This is a genomic window from Cupriavidus sp. 01L45 (assembly GCF_056399885.1).
The window spans coordinates 65732-83901 of the sequence record NZ_JBFTSG010000030.1; the positions used below are offsets into that span (position 1 = coordinate 65732).

Below are 18170 nucleotides of genomic sequence, written 5' to 3' on the forward strand. Positions count from 1 at the left end.
ATGGTGGGCGCGGCCGTGGCTGGCCGCAAGCCCCTATGGTCAGGCCGGCAGCCGGTCCAGGTCAATGCTGCCTTCGAATACCGTGGTGGCCGGGCCGGTCATTCGCACCGACTCGCCTTCGCCGTCCCAGGCGATGGAGAGGTCGCCGCCATGCGTATGCACCAGCACCGGCGAGTCCAGCAGACCACGGCGGATGCCGGCGACGACCGCCGCGCACGCGCCGGTACCGCAGGCCAGCGTCTCGCCGGCCCCGCGCTCGAACACGCGCAGGCAAATGGCATGACGCTCCAGCACCTGCATGAAGCCCGCGTTGACGCGGTTGGGAAAGCTCGCGTGATGCTCGATGATGGGACCGTCCTGCAGCACGGGGAACGCCTCGGTGTCATCCACCACTTGCACCGCATGCGGATTGCCCATCGAAACCGCGGAGATCCATTCCGTGCGGCCGTTCACTTCCAGCCCGTAGAGCGTATCGCGGCCTTCGGCCCTGGTCGGCAGGCCGTCGGGGCGGAAGGGGACGCGGGCCGGCTCGAGTTCCGGCGCGCCCATGTCGACCGTGACCTGGCCGTCGTCTTGCAGGGTCAGGGTGATGACGCCATTCATCACTTGCACGCGTACCGAGCGCTTGTCGGTCAGGCCCTGGTCCGTGACGAAGCGCACGAAGCAGCGGGCGCCATTGCCGCAGTGCTCCACCTCGCCGCCGTCGGCGTTGAAGATGCGGTAGCGAAAGTCGACGTCGTCGCGGGTGGGCTTCTCGACCACCAGGATCTGGTCGGCGCCTACGCCGAAATGGCGGCTGGCCAACGCGCGCCATTGCCCGGGCGTCAGGTTCAGGGTCTGGTGGATGCCGTCGAGCAYGACGAAGTCGTTGCCGGCACCGTGCATCTTGGTGAACTGGAGTTTCATAGTGCGATTGTAGTCGGGCTGTCCGGCGCTTGCCGGCGGCTTATCGAAGGTGGCTCGGGCGGCATATCTGACAGGTGGTGCCCGCGCCGTGCCTGCCTGGTCAGTAGTTTTCGCGCTCGCCGTCCGGGCGGTGCTTGAAGCGCTTGTGCACCCAGTAATACTCGGTCACGCGCGGGCGGATGCAATCTTCGAAGAAGGCGTTCATGCGCCGGGTGTCCGCGGTCACGCTGTCGCCGGGATAGTTTTCCCACGCTGGCAGGATGCGCAGCACATATCCCTTGTAGTCGGGCAGCATCTCGGTATAGATCGGCACGACCTTGGCGCCGGTCAGCCGCGCCAGGCGCGATACCGAAGTCAGCGTGAGGGCTTCCACGCCGAAGAACGGCACGTATTCCGAGTCGCGCTCGCCGAAGTCCATGTCGGCGATCAGTTGCAGGGCTTCGCCTTTGCGCAGGCAGCGGATGATGTCGCGCGCACTGTCGTTGCGGGCAATCATCTTGGCGCCGAAACGGCCGCGCGCATGCTTGAGGAAACCGTCGAACAGTTCGTTCTTCTGCCTGGTGTAGAGCGATGCGCCGGAGCGCCTCACGTGTTCGCGCAGATGGATGGTGAGCCGGATCGCGCCGGCCTCCACGCCTGAGAGATGCAGCGTGACAAGGATGTGGGGCGTACCATCCAGCGCCACGAGATCGGCCTGGTCGTCGATCTGGACCCAGCGGCGCATCTGTTTCTCGCTGCCAGTCCAGAAGATGCCGCGCTCGGCAAAGCTGCGGAAGACATTGCGGAAGGTCTGGCGCGAGAGCGATTCGATCTCGGCCTCGGTCCGCTCGGGGAAGCACAGGCGCAGGTTGGTTTGCACCACGCGGCGGCGGCTGCTGGGGATCAGGTAGAGCAGGCTGCCGAGTCCTTCGCCGAAGCGTGCAACAAGCGGATAGGGAAGCTTGCCCAGCACGGTCAGCAGGCCGATGCCAAGCCAGGTGAAAATGCGGCTCATTTTTGGTCGTCAGAGAGGGATGCGGATGCTGTGGGCGGCACTTCCAGTGGATTGCGCGAGGCGTCGCCCGGCGGCGCCCGGGGCGGATCCGCTGGTGGCAACTCCGCGCCACCCGGATGCTTGTAGCGGTTGTAGCCCCACAGGTACTGGGTCGGGCATGCCCTCACCAGCTTTTCGACGGCTTCGTTGATGACAGCGACAGCTTCGGCCGGGTCGGCGGGCAGAAGATGGTTGATGACCTGCATATGGCCGAGATAGCCGACGCCGCGCGGCAGGCGCTCGGCGAAGACCACCGCGATCGGTGCGCCCGTGAGTTGCTGCAGGCGCTGCACCAGCGTCATGGTGTAGGCGGGCTTGCCGAAAAACGGCGCCCAGGCGCCTTCGCCGCCGGTCGGAACCTGGTCCGGCAGGATGCCAATGGCCTCGCCGCGCTTGAGTGCCTTCACCAGCATACGCACCCCGCGCGGCTGCGCGGGCGCCATGGCCAGGTTGGGCCGCGTGCGCATCTTGACGATCCAGTCGCGCAGCCAGGCCTGGTGTGGTGGCTTGTACAGCGCCGTGACCGGATGCCGCAGTGCAAATGCCTGCGGGAGCACTTCGAAGCAGCCCAAGTGAGGCACCAGGATGATCAGCCCGCGCCCCTGCGCCATCAGCCGGTCGAGTTCCGGCCAGAGCCGGTCGGCAAAGCCGTACATGCGCGCCTCGGGATTGCGCCGGCTCCAGAAATAGGGCATTTCCAGGATCATGCGCCCCGTCGAGCGGGCCGCTTCGGCCAGCATCGCCTTGCTGGCATCGGGGTAAGCCTGGCGCAGATTTTCGGCCAGCCGCCTGCCATAGCGTCCTGGCAGGCGTGCCGCCRATAGTCCGAGCACGCCGCCAATGGCGTGCAGCCACCAGAGCGGCAAGCGGGAAATCAGCCAGAACAGGAAGGTCATCGGGTTGCGATAGCGGCCCGGTGGGCCGGGTGGGTAATTAATGTTTTGCCGGGCGGTGCCGTTAGTGGGGCTATCAACAAGCATTCAATGCTGTAACGGGGCCCGCCTTGCGGCGTGCACGGCCTGCGGGCAGGTGCCAAGCCAGCGGTATGCCGCTAACTGGATTGCGCTAGCTGGCGACAGCGCCTGGTATGCAAGCAAGTCCAAGATAACGACACGCTGCAGCACCGCTTGCAGGCGCGTATAATAGCGCGTATCGCCGAGTTAACTGACAACTTGCGGGGCGATACCGTTCTACCGGAACGGCTTGAAAATACCGCTAAAGCGTCGCCGCCCGGGCTGAGAGGTTGGCGCGCAATAGCCAAACCTGGAGAAAAGTTCGTGGCAAACGACTTCCTGTTCACTTCGGAATCTGTCTCCGAAGGCCATCCCGACAAGGTCGCTGACCAGATTTCCGACGCAGTCCTCGATGCCATCCTGGCGCAGGACAAGTACGCGCGCGTGGCAGCTGAAACGCTGTGCAACACCGGGCTGGTAGTCCTCGCCGGGGAAATCACCACGACCGCCAACGTCGATTACATCCAAGTCGCGCGCGACACCATCAAGCGCATTGGCTACGACAACACCGAATACGGCATCGACTACAAGGGCTGCGCCGTGCTGGTTGCTTATGACAAGCAATCGCCCGACATCGCCCAGGGCGTGGACCGCGCCTCCGACGACTACCTGAACCAGGGCGCCGGCGACCAGGGCCTGATGTTCGGCTATGCCTGCGACGAAACGCCGGAGCTGATGCCCTTCCCGATCTACTATTCGCACCGCCTGGTCGAGCGCCAGTCGCAACTGCGCCGCGACGGACGTCTGCCCTGGCTGCGTCCGGACGCCAAGTCGCAAGTGACCGTGCGCTATGTCGACGGTCGTCCGCACAGCGTGGATACCGTGGTGCTGTCGACCCAGCACGCGCCGGATATCAGCCAGGCGCAGATCCGCGAAGCCGTGATCGAGGAAATCATCAAGCCGGTGCTGCCGGCCGAGATGCTCAAGGACACCAAGTACCTGGTCAACCCGACCGGCCGCTTCGTCATCGGCGGCCCGCAAGGCGATTGCGGCCTGACCGGCCGCAAGATCATCGTCGACACCTACGGCGGCGCTTCGCCGCACGGCGGTGGCGCCTTCTCGGGCAAGGATCCGTCGAAGGTTGACCGCTCGGCTGCCTATGCCGCGCGCTATGTCGCCAAGAACGTGGTCGCCGCCGGCCTGGCGCGCCAGTGCCAGGTGCAGGTCAGCTACGCCATCGGCGTGGCCCGCCCGATCAACGTGACGGTGTACACCGAAGGCACCGGCAAGATCTCAGACGAGGCGATCGCCGCGCTGGTGCAGGAGCATTTCGACCTGCGTCCGAAGGGGATCGTGCAGATGCTCGACCTGCTGCGCCCGATCTACGAAAAGACCGCTGCTTACGGCCACTTCGGCCGTGAAGAGCCGGAATTCTCGTGGGAAGCGACCGACAAGGTCGCTGTGCTGCGCGCTGCCGCCGGCCTGTAAGCGCTGCACCCGCCGCACCGGAACGCCGCCCTCGGGCGGCGTTTTTTCGTCTGGCAGGTGCCGCGCGCGGCTTGGGGCGAGCCTTGTCCTGGATCAAGCGGGCCGATGCGGGGCATGGCGGGGCACGGTCGCGAGGGTAGAATCGCGGGATGGCAAAGCGGTGCGGCGAGTGGCGCTTTGTTATCCCGGCGCAGCGTGTGCATGTGCGCACTGAAGCCCGCCGGAGCCCGCATACCGAGGATGCCCCATGTCACCTGATTCGACCCTTACGCCTTCCGCGCCCAGCCCGGCCACCGCGCCAGGGGCAGGCATGCCCGCGCTCAACCTGATCCGGCCTCAGCCCTATACCGAGTGGGCGCCGCAGGTCGATGCCGGCACCAAAGCCGAACTGCGCCGCGAACTGGAGCAGGGCGCGGTGCTGTTCTTCCCCCAGTTGCGCTTTCAGTTCGAGCCGGGCGAGGAACGCTTTCTCGATAGCCGCTGGTCGGACGGCAAATCCAAGAACATCAACCTGCGCGCCAGCGACCAGGCTGTGCGCGGCGCGACTGGCGGCGAGCAGGACCTGAAGGACCTGTACCGCCTGATTCGGCGCTATGCCGAATACAGCGAGAAGCTGGTGCTGAGCCTGTTCCCGGAATATGGCCCGCACATGGTGCGCGCCGGCACCTCATTGCGCCCGAGCGAAATCGCCGGGCGGCCGGTGAGCTGGCGCAAGGACGACACCCGGCTGCATGTGGACTCCTTCCCGTCCAATCCGCTGCTGGGTCAGCGGCTGCTGCGCGTATTCCACAATATCGACCCGCAGGCGCCGCGCGTGTGGCGGGTGGGCGAACCTTTTGGCGACTTCGCGAAGCGCTTTGTGCCGAAGACCAAGGGGATGTGGCCGGGGCAGGCGAAGGTGATGGAGTTGCTGCATATCACCAAGCGCCGGCGTTCGGAGTATGACCATCGCATGCTGCAGTTGCATGATCTTGCCAAGGCCGATCTGGCGTACCAGGCGAGCGTGCCGCAGCAGGAATTCCATTTCCCGCCGGGGTCGACCTGGATTGTGTTCAGCGATCAGGTGCTGCACGCGGCTATGCGGGGGCGGGCCATGATGGAGCAGACTTATTATTTGTCGCCGAAGGCGATCGGGGACCATACGCATTCGCCTGAGGCGGTGTTGTCGCGGATGTTGGGGCGGCCGATGGTGGTGGGTTGAGGCCCATCTTCGAAGTCAAAGGCTTAAAGTCAACGGCGGTTTCACCCCCCTGCGGGGGGCGACCTACTTTCTTGTCTCGCCAAGAAAGTAGGCAAAGAAGGCGCCCCATACGGGATAGGTAAACCTTGACGGCTCGCTTCGCATCGCGGGCCGCACATCCAGTGGCGTGTCTTCCCTCAGCGCAGCAGCAGCCGGATCATCGTTTCGAACCGCTTGCCGTAGGGCGGCTTGAGCAGCCCGGCGCCATTGAGCCGGGACTGGCGGAAGATCGGTTTGAGCTTGGAGAAGGTCTCGAAACCCGCTTCGCCGTGGTACGCGCCCATGCCGCTGGGCCCCACGCCGCCGAAGGGCAGGTCTTCCTGGGCGATATGCAGCAGCGTTTCGTTGATGCTGACGCCGCCGGCCACGGTCTGCGCCATCACCCGGTCGATCGCGCCGGGGTCTTTCTCGAAGAGGTAGAGCGCCAGCGGGCGCGGCCGTGCATTGATGTAATCAATGGCCTCGTCCAGCGTGCGGTAGGCCACCAGCGGCAATACCGGGCCGAAGATCTCTTCCTGCATCACGGTGGCGTCGGCGGGCACGTCAAGCAACAGTACCGGCGCCAGCCGGCGCCGTGCCGGGTCCGATGGTGCCTGGGACAGCGGCACCACGCGCGCGCCCGCGCGTTCGGCGTCGTTGACCAGCCCGTCCAGCCGGGCAAAGTGGCGCGGGCTGATGATGGTGGTGTAGTCGGGGTTGCCGGCCAGGTCCGGGTAGAGGCGGGCGGCGCAGGCGCGTGCCGCCGCGACGAACGGCTCGCGCATCGCTTCCGGCAGCAGCACATAGTCCGGCGCGATGCAGGTCTGGCCCGCGTTAAGCAGCTTGCCCACCAGGATGCGCTCGACCGCGTGTTCCAGGTCGGCGCCCGGGCCGACGATGGCCGGCGACTTGCCGCCCAGCTCGAGCGTCACCGGCGTGAGGTTGGCCGCCGCCGCGCGCATGACATGGTGGCCGACCTGGGTCGAACCAGTGAACAGCAGGTGGTCGAAGGGCTGGGCGGAGAAGGCACTCGCCACCTCCGCGTCGCCATTGATCACGGCGACCTCATCGGCGGCGAAGTGTTGCTGCGCCAGGCGCGCGAACAGCGCGGCGAAGCGCGGGGTGTACTCGGAGAGCTTGACCATGGCGCGGTTGCCCGCGGCCAGCGCGCCCGCCAGCGGGCCCACCGTCAGGTAGAGCGGATAGTTCCACGGCACCACGATGCCGATCACGCCCAGCGGCTGCGGCATCAGCCGCGACGTGGCGGGTTTGAACCACAACCCGGTGCGCGCCCGCCGCACCTGCATCCAGCGTTTGCCATGACGCAGCGCATCGTCGATCCCGGCCACGCTGGGAAAGACTTCGAGCAGCGCGGTTTCCTGGTGAGCGCGATTGCCAAAGTCGGCGCTGATGGCCTGCGAGATCCCGTCCCGGTGTTCGGCCACCAGCTTGCGCAGCCGCCGCAGACGGTCGGCACGCACGGCCCAGGCAGGCGACTGGTCCCGCCGCGAGGCGGCGCGCATGGCGTCGAATATGGATGACATCTCGGGCACTTCTCTCATCTCTCGTTCTCCCGGGGCCGCGCGCTGCCCGTGGCGCGCGCGGCGTTTCAATTCCCGCACCATATGTCATGCGGCCGCCACTGACAATGGAGGCTGGCCACCAGCCTCGTGCTTCAAACAGCCGTATTCATCGCCCTTCCTTTACCCTTTCCAGCGCCCCGGCAAAGCCCTACACTGATTTCGCGGCATGCTCTCGGCGTGCCCGCCAGACCGGGTTGCCCGGCATGCCCGGCCTGCCCCAGCGTCCGGCGCAACCCCGGCAGACTGACCTCCGACCACGCGGGGAGACGGATGGAAACCACCTTTGACTATCTTGTCGTTGGCGGCGGTTCGGCGGGGTGTGCCCTGGCCGGGCGCCTGGCCGACAGCGGCAGCGACAGCGTGGCGCTGCTCGAAACCGGAGGCCACGATCACCATGTGCTGGTGTCGACGCCGGCAGGCTGCGCGGCTTTGCTGCCGCGCGCCGGCAGCCGCAACTATGGCTACCACACCGTGCCGCAGCCGGGGCTGGACGGGCGCCGCGGCTACCAGCCGCGCGGGCGTGGCCTTGGCGGCAGTTCCTCGCTCAACGCCATGATCTACACGCGGGGCACGCCGTCCGACTACGATGGCTGGGCCATGGCCGGGTGCGATGGCTGGGCCTGGGACGACGTGCTGCCCTATTTCCGCCGCGCGGAATGCAACGAGCGCGTGGCCGGGCGCGACGACGATCCCTTGCACGGCGGCAGCGGTCCGCTCCATGTGTCGGACCTGCGCACGCCCAATCCGTTTGGCCAGCGTTTCATCGAGGCGGCCCAGCAGGCCGGCTACCGCCGCAACGATGATTTCAACGGCGTGGACCAGGAAGGCGCGGGCTGGTACCAGGTGACACAGCACGGCGGCGAGCGCTGGAACGCGGCGCGCGCCTACCTGCATCGCGGCGATGCCGCCGACCGCGCCAGCAATGGCGGCCGCGCCAACCTGCATGTGCTGACGGGCGCGCAAGTGCTGCGCATCGAGTTTGAAGGCCGCCACGCGGTGGGCGTTGTAGTGCGGCTGGATGGCCGCGAGACCGTGCTGCGGGCGCGCCGCGAGGTGATCGTGTCGGCAGGGGCGTTCGGTTCGCCGCAACTGCTGATGGTGTCGGGCGTGGGCCCGGCGGCGCATTTGCGCGAGCTGGGCATTCCCGTGGTGCATGACCTGCCAGGCGTGGGCACCAACCTGCAAGACCATCTCGACGTCATCGTGCACAAGCGCGTGGCGGCATCGGAGCTGTTCGGCGTGTCGGTGGGCGGCGCCTTCCGCATGCTGGCGGAGATACTGCGATACCGGCGCGAACGCACTGGCATGATGACTTCCAATTTCGCCGAGGCGGGCGCTTTCCTCAAGAGCGATCCCGGACTGGAAGAACCGGACCTGCAGCTACATTTCGTGGTCGGCATGGCCGACGACCATATGCGCCGCCTGCGCTTCGGCCACGGCTATTCCTGCCACGTCTGCGTGCTGCGCCCGAAAAGCCGGGGAGAGGTGCGGCTGGCCTCGCCCGATATCCGCGAGGCGCCGCTGATCGATCCGCGCTTCCTGTCCGACCCGAGTGACCTCGACGGCCTGGTGGCGGGCGTGCGCATCGTGCGCCGCATTCTTGCGCAGCCGCAACTGGCGGCGTTCGGCGGCAAGGAGTTGTATTCGGCGCACCTGCGCGCGGATGGCAGCGACGACAGCGCGATCCGCGAGATGATCCGCGCGCATGCCGACACCATCTACCATCCCGTCGGCACCTGCCGCATGGGTATGGATGAGAACGCAGTGGTCGACCCGCAACTGCGCGTGCGGGGTGTGGAAGGGCTGCGGGTGGTGGACGCGTCGATCATGCCGACGCTGATCGGCGGCAACACCAATGCGCCGGCCATCATGATCGGCGAGCGCGCGCATGACCTGATCCGGCACGGTCCCCGCGTGGTACTGCGCATGGCGGAGGTGTTGGCGGTGTGAGCTCCGGCCCGGCGCCGGGCCGGACTCGCGCTGGCTCTCGGGCCGGCATTGCGAAGATACTGCGCCGTCAGGCCGCGTTCGCCAGCCGGAAGGTCGACACCGTATCGCGCAGCTTGCCGGCCTGGTCGTCCAGCGATTGCGCCGCGGCGGCGGCTTCTTCCACCAGCGCGGCGTTTTGCTGCGTGACCTCGTCCATCTGGCCGACCGCCTTGTTGACCTGTTCGATGCCGGCGCTCTGCTCGTCGGAGGCCGCGGCAATCTCGGCAATGATGTCGGACACGCGCTTTACTGCATTCTGGACTTCGCCCATGGTCTTGCCGGCGTCCTCGGCCTGTGCCGAGCCGGTGCGCACGGTGTCGACCGAGCTGTCGATCAGGTCCTTGATTTCCTTGGCGGCGCTGGACGAGCGCTGCGCCAGGCTGCGCACTTCGCCCGCCACCACCGCGAAGCCCCGGCCCTGTTCGCCGGCGCGCGCGGCTTCCACCGCGGCATTCAGTGCCAGGATATTGGTCTGGAAGGCGATACCCTCGATCAGGCTGGTGATTTCGGCGATGCGGCTGGAGCTGGTGCTGATCGCGCCCATGGTTTGTACCATCTGCTGAACCGCGGCGCTGCCGTGCTCGGCGACGCTGGCGGCATTGCCGGCCAGGCCGCTGGCCTGGCGCGCATTGTCGGCGTTCTGCCGCACGGTGGTGGTCAGCTCCTCCATGCTCGATGCGGTTTGCTCCAGCGAGGCCGCCTGCTGTTCGGTGCGCGCCGACAAGTCGGTGTTGCCCGCGGCGATCTGGCGTGCCGCCACGCCCACGGATTCGGTCGAATGGCGCACTTCGTGCAGCGCCACCGCCACGCGTTCGAGCAAGCGGTTGAAGGCGGCCGCGGTGCGGCCGATTTCATCCATGCGCCCGACCGGCGCGCGGCGCGCGAGGTCAAGGGAGTCGCTGACGTATTCCAGGGTCTGCTCGATCTCGGCCAGGCTGCCATGGATGCGCCGGTAAAGCGTCACCGCCAGGAAACCGGTGCCCAGCACGGCTACGGCGATCAAGACCGAGAACACCATGACTGCAGTGTGGTACTGCTCGCGATTGTTCAGGACGGCGTGCTCGCCTAGTTCCGCGTTGTAGGCGATGTGATCCTCGATCGTCTTGCGCATCGCGGTCGACGCCTCATGCAGTTCACCACTCACGAGCATGGCCTGCGCGGCTGCGTAATCGTTGGCGTGCGATTTCTCCAGCAAGGCGGCGCGTCCGGCGCGGTAGCGCTTGAGGGCGGCCCGGTCGGCCTCGAGCATCTTGCGATCGGTCTCGTCGGAGATATCCTCGCGTTCGTATTTGGCGGCGGTAGTGTCGAAATGCTGGTCCGCACTGGCGAGCGACTGTTCGGCTTCAGTCTTGCCCTTGAGGTCGTCGGTCATGGTATGCCGGTAAAGCGCGATGCGCATGGCGTTGACGTCGTCCTTGAGGCTGACAAGGATGCGCACGCTGTCCAGCGTGTTGTTGTTGAAGTACTCGAAGCGCTGTTCCGACTGGTGGAGTTGCCAGATGCCACCAAGGCCCACCCCGAGCAAGGCGAATAGTGCAAGAGATAAGGAAAGTAGCAGGCGTTGGCTGATGTTCATGTCGGGATGTCGGCGCCCGCCGCGGCAAGGCGCTCCGCTTGATATTTAAAGATGACTATCGGGCACTTATGTATTAAATGTATGCCCTTTATATCAACGGTTTACGGCATCACTGGCCTTGGCTGTAGCGAGGCGGGGAATTAATCCGGGGGGGCATGTTGCGAGGCCAGGTGCGCACGGACGAATCGCGCCATGCGCCAGCATGACAGCGTGCGGCCGTGTCAGCTGCCTGGGCGCCTCTGGGCGTTCACGCGCGGCGATGCACCGGCGGCTTCACGCCGGCCATGCGCGCGCCACCACGCCCGCCAGCGCGGCTTCGTCGCCCTCCAGCGTGCCGAACACGCGGCCATGCTGGCGTCCAAGCCGGCTGGCCACGAAGCGCTCGGCATCGTCGGTGTCGGCATGGGCGAGCATCAGCGCCGCCTGCGCGGTCAGCACCAGGCCCTGGGCAAAGCGCCGCGCGCCGGCTTCGAGATGTTCCGGCGCGTCGCGCAGCATCGCCTGCAGCGAGGCGAGTTCGGCGCGCACCGCCGGATGGCCGCCGGCGCGCCGTCCTAGGTCCTGCAATAGCCGCCCCGCGTCCTCGGGATTGCGCTGGAGCGCGCGCAGCACGTCCAGGCACATGATGTTGCCGGAGCCCTCCCAGATCGAGTTGACCGGCGCCTCGCGGTACAGCCGGGCCATCGGGCCTTCCTCCACGTAGCCGTTGCCGCCCCATACCTCCATGGCTTCGCCCGTCACCTCTATGGCGCGCTTGCAGACCCAGAACTTGGCCGCCGGCGTGACGATGCGCTTCCAGGCGGCGGCCAGCGGATCGGCATCGGCCCGCTCGAAAGCATGTGCCAGTTCCATCATGAGCAGGGTGGCGGCCTGGCTTTCCAGCGCCAGGTCGGCCAGCACGTTGCGCATCAGCGGCTGCTCCGCCAGCAGGCGGCCGAACGCCATGCGGTGCCGCGCGTGGTGGATGGCCTGCACCAGCGCCGCGCGGATGATGGCGGCGCTGCCGATCACGCAATCCAGCCGGGTATAGGTGGCCATCTCGATAATGGTCGGGATGCCGCGGCCTTCCTCGCCGATCAGGATGCCGGTGGCCTCGCGGAATTCCACTTCGCTGCTGGCGTTGGAGCGATTGCCCAGTTTGTCCTTGAGACGCTGGATCTGCACCGGGTTCTTGCTGCCGTCGTCGCGAAAGCGCGGCACGAAGAAGCACGACAGCGGCCCGTCCTCCGCGCCCATGCGCGCCACCACCAGGTGGGCATCGCACATCGGCGCGGAGAAAAACCACTTGTGCCCGGTGATCGCGTACTCGGCGCCGCGGCCCTCGCCGCGCACGGCGCGCGCGACGGTGGTGTTGCTGCGCACATCGGAGCCGCCCTGCTTTTCCGTCATGCCCATGCCGATCATCACGGCATGCTTGTCGCGCCAGGGCAGGTCGCGCGGATCGTGCTCGGTGGCAAACAGTTTCGGCCCCAGTTCCGCGAACAGGGCAGCTTCCTTCTGCAGCACCGGGATGCTGGCGAAGGTCATGGTGGGCGGGCACAGGGATCCGGACTCGGCCTGCGCCTGCAGGAAATAGCCCGCGGCGCGCGCCACCCACGCGCCCTCCCGGGGCTGCGCGAACGGCAGCGCCTGCAACTGCTGGCTTCGTAGCAGGGCCAGCAACGCGTGCCATGCGGGCGGAAATTCCACTTCGTCGATGCGCTCGCCGGTGCGGCTATGCGTGCGCAGCTCGGGCGAGCGGCGGTTGGCCTCGGCCGCCCACTGCTGGACATCGGGTTTGCCCAGGCGCGCCCCGAAGACATCGAGCGCACTGGCGTGCCACCCGCCGCCAAGCCGCTCCAGCGCGTCGCGCAAGGCGGGGTCGCCGGTGAACAGGTTGTGGCCGGTGAGGTCCGGGACCTGGTTGAACACGCGGTGGGTGGCAGCTTCAGTCATGAGGTCTCCTGTGCGGTCTTCTGCGAGCGTTGCGCATGGGCATGTCTGATTGCATGGTAGAGCAAGCGGCGCGCTATGTGCGTGGGCTTGCACTGTGTCCGGCCCCCAACACTTTGCGCCGTCATGGCTGGGCTCGCGGGCCGGGCGCTTGCCGTTCGCCGCTTCCCGGCGATACACTGCACGCTCCTTTCTCGACGCTGCTGCGCAGAAGGTACTTTTTGCCCCGGTCCGCCGGAGGCACCCCCGTACCTTGTATTCCCGGCAGCCATGTCTTCCCTTCCCCGTCTTGAAAAAGCCCTGCAGCGCCAGGGCATCCATGTCGAGCGCATCCAGGGTGTCTATCACCTGCGCAACGAACACGCGCAAGCCTCCGTGCTGTTGCCCGCCACGCTTCCCCTGGAAGCGAAAGCCGTACGGCAGTTGCTCGACTTTGCCGCGGTGCGTTCGCCGGACGGCCACCATGGCGTTTGCAAAGCCTGCGCCACGCCGGACTTTCATCCCGGCGGCATCGCGCCGGTCGGATCGATCGTTGCCACCGACGCGGATTTCGTCATTCCCGCCGCGATTGGTACCGACATCAATTGCGGCATGCGCCTGATTACTACAAGCCTGAAGCAAGCCGCCCTGCTGCCGCAGCAGGATGCCCTTGTGAGCAGGCTGACGCGTGCGCTGCTCGATAACGGCCGCGACATGCCGGTGCATAGCGCCGCGTTCCGCGCCCTATTCGACGAGGGACCCGCCGCGTTCATCGATCGCGTGGCGCCGCAAGGCTTGTGGGCGCAGGTCGATCGTGCCCGGCTGGAGGCCGAACTTGCCGCTTGCGTCGGACTGGATGCGTTTGGCGGGAGTGCCCGCTATGCGCCGGATGCGCACGTCGGCAATCGCGAGGTCTTTCGCGATCCCTGTCTCGGCACGCCGGGCGGGGGCAATCATTTTGTCGAACTGCAGGTGGTGGACGAGATCTTCGACAGGCACGCGGCATATCGCGTCGGCCTGGCGCCCGGCGATGTCGTGGCGATGATCCACAGCGGCTCGCGCGATGTCGGCTTCTACGTGGGCCGGCGCTGGATGGACCGGGCGCGCCAGGCCTGGCCCGCAGGCCTGAAGCATCCGACGAGCGGGCTGTACGGCTTGGCGGGCAGCCTGGCGCACGAGTACCTGGTGGCCATGGGTACGGCGGCACGCTATGCCTGGGCCAACCGGGTGGTGCTGGCCGAACTCGTGCGCAAGGAACTGGCCGAGTTGTGCGGCGCGACGGCTTCACGGCTGGTGGTCGACGTGCCGCATAACGTGGTGCTGCGCGAAAACGGCCTCAATATCCACCGCAAGGGCGCGACACCCGCGCATCACGGCGACCTGGCCCTGATCCCCGGTTCCATGGGGGATGCTTCCTATATAGTGAGCGGTTTGGGTCACACCGATTGGCTCTCGTCATGCAGCCACGGAGCCGGCCGCAGTGTCCGGCGCCAGGCTTTGCGCCGCTTGAAAAGCGATCATGCCAACGCCGGCTGGCGCTGCGTCACGCTGCGCGAGGAGCGCAGGGTGGAAGAAGCGCCCGAGGCCTACAAGCCGATCGGTCCGGTGCTGCAGGCACAGGAAGAGGCCGGGCTGATCGAAGCAGTGGCGCGGTTGAAGCCTTGGGTGACCTTCAAGGCTTGAAATCGCGGCGGTGTTCGAATGGTGTTCGAATGGCAGTGCATGCGCACGCTAAGTCATGGTGCGTTGCAGCGTAATGGTGTGCATGTTAATGCCTGGGGGCCGCATGGCCCTCAGCCATACCTTGACGCACGACACTCCAGATTGAAACAGGGGTGGTCAAGCTCCGAGCCTTGTGCTTAAATTCACCCCGTTGGATGAAACAGGGGTGCCGTACGGATGGGCCGTGCGGCTGAGAGAGTCCCTTCGAACCCGATCCGGCTAGTACCGGCGTGGGAAGTTTCATGGTTACCGAAAAGCTCCTGCCTTCTCCAAGGCACATGATCCCGGCCCCGGCGCCGCGGCCATGCTCACAGGGCTCCTGGTTTCGTCCATCCCCGCAAGAGAGAGGACGACACCCATGGCCCGCACAAATACCGCCCCCGCCGCATCTTTCGAGTCGCTTGAAACCGATCTCGACAAAAAATTCGCCTATCCGGCATCCAGCAAGACCTACCTGACCGGCAGCCGCCCCGATATCCGCGTGCCGCTGCGCACGATCCTGCAGACGTCCACGCGCACGGACAAGGGCGAGATGTCCAATCCGCCGATTCCCGTGTACGACACCTCGGGCCCGTACAGCGATCCGGACATCCATATCGACCTGAAGGCCGGCCTGCCATCGGTGCGCGGCAAGTGGATCGAAGAGCGAGGCGACACCGAAGTGCTGTCCGGCCTGTCGTCGGAATACGGCCTGGCACGCGCCGCTGATCCGGCCACCGCGCACCTGCGCTTTGCCCAGCTGACCAACCCGCGCCGCGCCAAGGCCGGCGCCAACGTGTCGCAGATGCACTATGCGCGCCGCGGCATCATCACGCCCGAGATGGAATACGTGGCGCTGCGCGAGTCGCTGAACCTGCAAGCGCTGTACGACAAGCCCGAATACAAGGCGCTGCTGCGCCAGCACCCCGGCAATGCGCTGGGTGCCGCGCTGCCGCTGCGCCCGGAAGACATGACGCCGGAATTCGTGCGCAAGGAAATCGCCGCCGGCCGCGCCATCATTCCCGCCAACATCAACCACACCGAACTGGAGCCGATGGCGATCGGGCGCAATTTCCGCGTCAAGATCAACGGCAACCTGGGCAACTCCGCCGTGACGTCGTCGCTGGCCGAGGAAGTGGAAAAGATGGTGTGGTCGATCCGCTGGGGCGCCGACACCATCATGGATCTGTCCACCGGCAAGCACATCCATGAAACCCGCGAGTGGATCCTGCGCAATTCGCCGGTGCCCATCGGCACGGTGCCCATCTACCAGGCGCTGGACAAGACCGGCGGCATCGCCGAGGACCTGACCTGGGAAATGTTCCGCGACACGCTGATCGAGCAGGCCGAGCAGGGCGTGGACTACTTCACCATCCACGCCGGCGTGCTGCTGCGCTATGTGCCGATGACCGCGGACCGCGTCACCGGCATCGTCTCGCGCGGTGGTTCGATCATGGCCAAGTGGTGCCTGGCGCATCACAAGGAAAACTTCCTGTACACGCACTTCGACGAGATCTGCGAAATCATGAAGGCGTACGACGTGTCGTTCAGCCTCGGTGATGGCCTGCGTCCCGGCTGTATCGCCGACTCCAACGACGACGCCCAGTTCGGCGAACTGCGCACGCTCGGCGAGCTGACCGACAAGGCCTGGAAGCACGACGTGCAGGTCATGATCGAAGGCCCGGGCCACGTGCCGCTGCAGCGCATCCAGGCCAACATGGATGAAGAGCTGAAGCACTGCTACGAAGCGCCGTTCTACACGCTCGGACCGCTGGTGACGGACATCGCCCCCGGCTACGACCACATCACCAGCGGCATCGGCGCGGCCAATATCGGCTGGATGGGCACGGCCATGCTGTGCTACGTCACGCCGAAGGAGCACTTGGGCCTGCCGGACAAGGAAGACGTGCGCGAAGGCATCATCACCTACAAGATCGCCGCCCACGCGGCCGACCTTGCCAAGGGCTGGCCGGGCGCGCAGCTGCGCGACAACGCACTGTCCAAGGCGCGCTTCGAGTTCCGCTGGGAAGACCAGTTCAACCTCGGCCTGGACCCGGAACGCGCGCGTTCGTACCACGACGCCACGCTGCCGGCCGAAGGCGCCAAGATCGCGCATTTCTGCTCGATGTGCGGTCCCAAGTTCTGCTCGATGAAGATCACGCAGGAAGTGCGCGACTACGCCGCTTCGCTCAAGCCGGAAGCCGAGAAAGGCATGCAGGAAAAGTCGATCGAGTTCGTCAAGAGCGGCAGCAAGATCTACTCGTAAGGCAATGCAATGGGTGCGGCGCTCGCCAACGTGGGCGCCGCACGCGAAGTTCTGTGCCCTTCCCGATGGACAGGGCACGCCATGACTTAAAGGAGGCCGGCGCGCCGCCGCGCAGTCGCGGCGAGCACCGGCACAACCATCCCCATGACAACGCAGTCGTTTGATGTGGCCGTGCTCGGCGCCGGTCTGGCCGGGCGCCTTTCCGCCTGGCAACTGGTACGTGCCGGCCTGCGCGTGGCGCTGGTCGAACGCGCCGGCCCCGATGGCGCCGGCTCGGCCGCGCATGTGGCGGCGGCGATGCTGGCGCCCCTGGCGGAATCCGCCATCGCCGAGCGCCGCATCGTCGAGCTGGGCACCGCCAGCGTCGACCTGTGGCGCGCCTGGGTGGCCGAATTGCCGGAGCCGGTGTTCTTCCAGGAGGACGGCACGCTGGTGGTCTGGCATACCCGCGACCGCAGCGAGATGTCGCTGTTCACCAGCCGCGTGCGCGCGGTGGCGCCGCCCGAGCTGGTGGCGGAGCGCATGCGCGCGCTCGACGGCAACGGCGTGGCCGCTCTCGAGCCTGCGCTGGCGGGCCGCTTTTCCCAGGGCCTGCTGCTGGCCGGTGAAGGCCAGCTCGACAATCGCGGCACGTTGCGCGCGTTGCTGGCCTGCGCGGTTGGCGGCGGCCTGCATTGCGTGTGGGAAGCCGGCGAAGTCGAGGCCGGCGACCTGCCGGCGCTTGGCATCTGCGCACGCGTGGTGCTGGATTGCCGCGGCCTTGGCGCGCGCGCGGCGTGGCCCGGGCAGCCGGCCGCGCACGGCAGCATGCCGGGTTTGCGCGGGCTGCGCGGCGAAGTGGTGCGCGTGCACGCGCCCGAAGTCAAGCTGCATCGCCCGGTGCGCCTGCTGCATCCGCGCTATCCGATCTATATCGCGCCCAAGCCCAACGATCTGTACGTGATCGGCGCCACTGAACTCGAAAGCGAGGACGATTCGCCGATGAGCGTGCGCTCGGCGCTGGAACTGCTGTCGGCGGCGTATTCGCTGCATCCGGCGTTCGGCGAGGCGCGCGTGCTGGAACTCAATGTGCAGCGCCGCCCGACGCGCCCGGACCACCTGCCGGCCATCCGCGTCGACCAGCATGCCCGCATCGTGCGCCTCAACGGCCTGTACCGGCATGGCTTCCTGATCGCGCCGGCAGTCACCGAGGCAGCCTGCCAGGTAGTGCGGGCCCTGCTCGATGACGACCCCGCGGCCCATGCCGTGCCGGCAGCGCTGCGCTGGCCCGGCATGATCGTGGCCGCGCTTGATACCGTTGCCGGCTCGCCGGTGCTGCACTGAACGGAACAGAACAGAACGCCCATGGATATCGTGCTCAACGGCCGTCCGCTGGCTCTTGCCGACAACGCCACCCTGGCCGACGCGGTGGCTGGCGCCGGCATCGCGCCGCCCTTTGCCGCCGCGCTCAACGGCCAGTTCGTGCCGCGCGCCGCGCATGCGGCCACCGCGCTCGCCGCCGGCGACCGCATCGACCTTGTGCAACCCGTGACGGGAGGCTGACCC

Annotated in this window: 13 protein-coding genes and 1 riboswitch; of the genes, 7 read left to right on the forward strand and 6 right to left on the reverse strand. The window is 66.8% G+C overall.

From position 1 onward, the window contains the following. Positions 1-39 precede the first annotated feature (39 nt). The 3 genes from dapF to AC1DT6_RS20980 all read right to left on the reverse strand — a co-directional run bounded on the left by dapF (position 40) and on the right by AC1DT6_RS20980 (position 2835). Positions 40-906 (reverse strand): diaminopimelate epimerase, encoded by an 867-nt coding sequence (dapF, locus tag AC1DT6_RS20970; RefSeq protein WP_477114859.1) that lies wholly within the window; start codon positions 904-906, stop codon positions 40-42. Positions 907-1006: 100 nt separating this feature from the next. Then, positions 1007-1900, reverse strand: a complete 894-nt coding sequence (locus AC1DT6_RS20975) for a lipid A biosynthesis lauroyl acyltransferase (protein WP_441631504.1) — start codon at positions 1898-1900, stop codon at positions 1007-1009. Next, positions 1897-2835 carry a lysophospholipid acyltransferase family protein gene (locus AC1DT6_RS20980; protein ID WP_477114860.1) on the reverse strand — a complete coding sequence of 313 codons (939 nt, stop codon included), beginning with the start codon at positions 2833-2835 and terminating at the stop codon, positions 1897-1899. Before AC1DT6_RS20980 ends, AC1DT6_RS20975 begins: the two co-directional genes overlap by 4 nt. 381 nt (positions 2836-3216) lie before the next feature. Between AC1DT6_RS20980 and metK the strand changes: the two genes are divergently transcribed. After that, positions 3217-4380, forward strand: a complete 1164-nt coding sequence (gene metK / locus AC1DT6_RS20985) for a methionine adenosyltransferase (RefSeq protein ID WP_035874278.1) — start codon at positions 3217-3219, stop codon at positions 4378-4380. Positions 4381-4690: 310 nt separating this feature from the next. Continuing rightward, positions 4691-5581, forward strand: a complete 891-nt coding sequence (locus AC1DT6_RS20990) for a Kdo hydroxylase KdoO (protein ID WP_441631527.1) — start codon at positions 4691-4693, stop codon at positions 5579-5581. Between the two features lie 176 nt (positions 5582-5757). Here the strand turns inward: AC1DT6_RS20990 and AC1DT6_RS20995 are convergent, their stop codons facing one another. Beyond that, positions 5758-7161, reverse strand: coding sequence for a coniferyl aldehyde dehydrogenase (locus AC1DT6_RS20995; RefSeq protein WP_477114861.1), 1404 nt, complete (start codon positions 7159-7161; stop codon positions 5758-5760). A gap of 291 nt (positions 7162-7452) precedes the next feature. On the opposite strand from AC1DT6_RS20995, the gene AC1DT6_RS21000 reads away from it, so the two are divergent. After that, positions 7453-9132 carry a GMC family oxidoreductase gene (locus AC1DT6_RS21000; RefSeq protein WP_477114862.1) on the forward strand — a complete coding sequence of 560 codons (1680 nt, stop codon included), beginning with the start codon at positions 7453-7455 and terminating at the stop codon, positions 9130-9132. Between the two features lie 67 nt (positions 9133-9199). On the opposite strand, the gene AC1DT6_RS21005 is transcribed toward AC1DT6_RS21000, so the two are convergent. Continuing rightward, entirely contained in the window at positions 9200-10747 is a 1548-nt protein-coding gene (locus AC1DT6_RS21005) for a methyl-accepting chemotaxis protein (protein WP_477114863.1), read from the reverse strand. Positions 10748-11020: 273 nt separating this feature from the next. Further along, positions 11021-12682 carry an acyl-CoA dehydrogenase family protein gene (locus AC1DT6_RS21010; protein WP_477114864.1) on the reverse strand — a complete coding sequence of 554 codons (1662 nt, stop codon included), beginning with the start codon at positions 12680-12682 and terminating at the stop codon, positions 11021-11023. Positions 12683-12949: 267 nt separating this feature from the next. On the opposite strand from AC1DT6_RS21010, the gene AC1DT6_RS21015 reads away from it, so the two are divergent. The 4 genes from AC1DT6_RS21015 (at position 12950) to thiS (ending at position 18167) form a co-directional block, all read left to right on the forward strand. Beyond that, on the forward strand, positions 12950-14341 hold the full coding sequence (locus AC1DT6_RS21015) for an RtcB family protein (RefSeq protein ID WP_477114865.1): 1392 nt from the start codon (positions 12950-12952) through the stop codon (positions 14339-14341). A gap of 191 nt (positions 14342-14532) precedes the next feature. Further along, positions 14533-14634, forward strand: a riboswitch (TPP riboswitch). Positions 14635-14738: 104 nt separating this feature from the next. Next, positions 14739-16625, forward strand: coding sequence for a phosphomethylpyrimidine synthase ThiC (gene thiC, locus AC1DT6_RS21020; protein ID WP_477103457.1), 1887 nt, complete (start codon positions 14739-14741; stop codon positions 16623-16625). Positions 16626-16769: 144 nt separating this feature from the next. Further along, the gene (locus tag AC1DT6_RS21025) at positions 16770-17948 is read left to right on the forward strand and encodes an FAD-dependent oxidoreductase (protein WP_477114866.1); all 1179 of its coding nucleotides are present in this window, start codon (positions 16770-16772) and stop codon (positions 17946-17948) included. 21 nt (positions 17949-17969) lie between these two features. After that, positions 17970-18167, forward strand: a complete 198-nt coding sequence (gene thiS, locus AC1DT6_RS21030) for a sulfur carrier protein ThiS (RefSeq protein WP_035868404.1) — start codon at positions 17970-17972, stop codon at positions 18165-18167. Positions 18168-18170 lie beyond the last annotated feature (3 nt).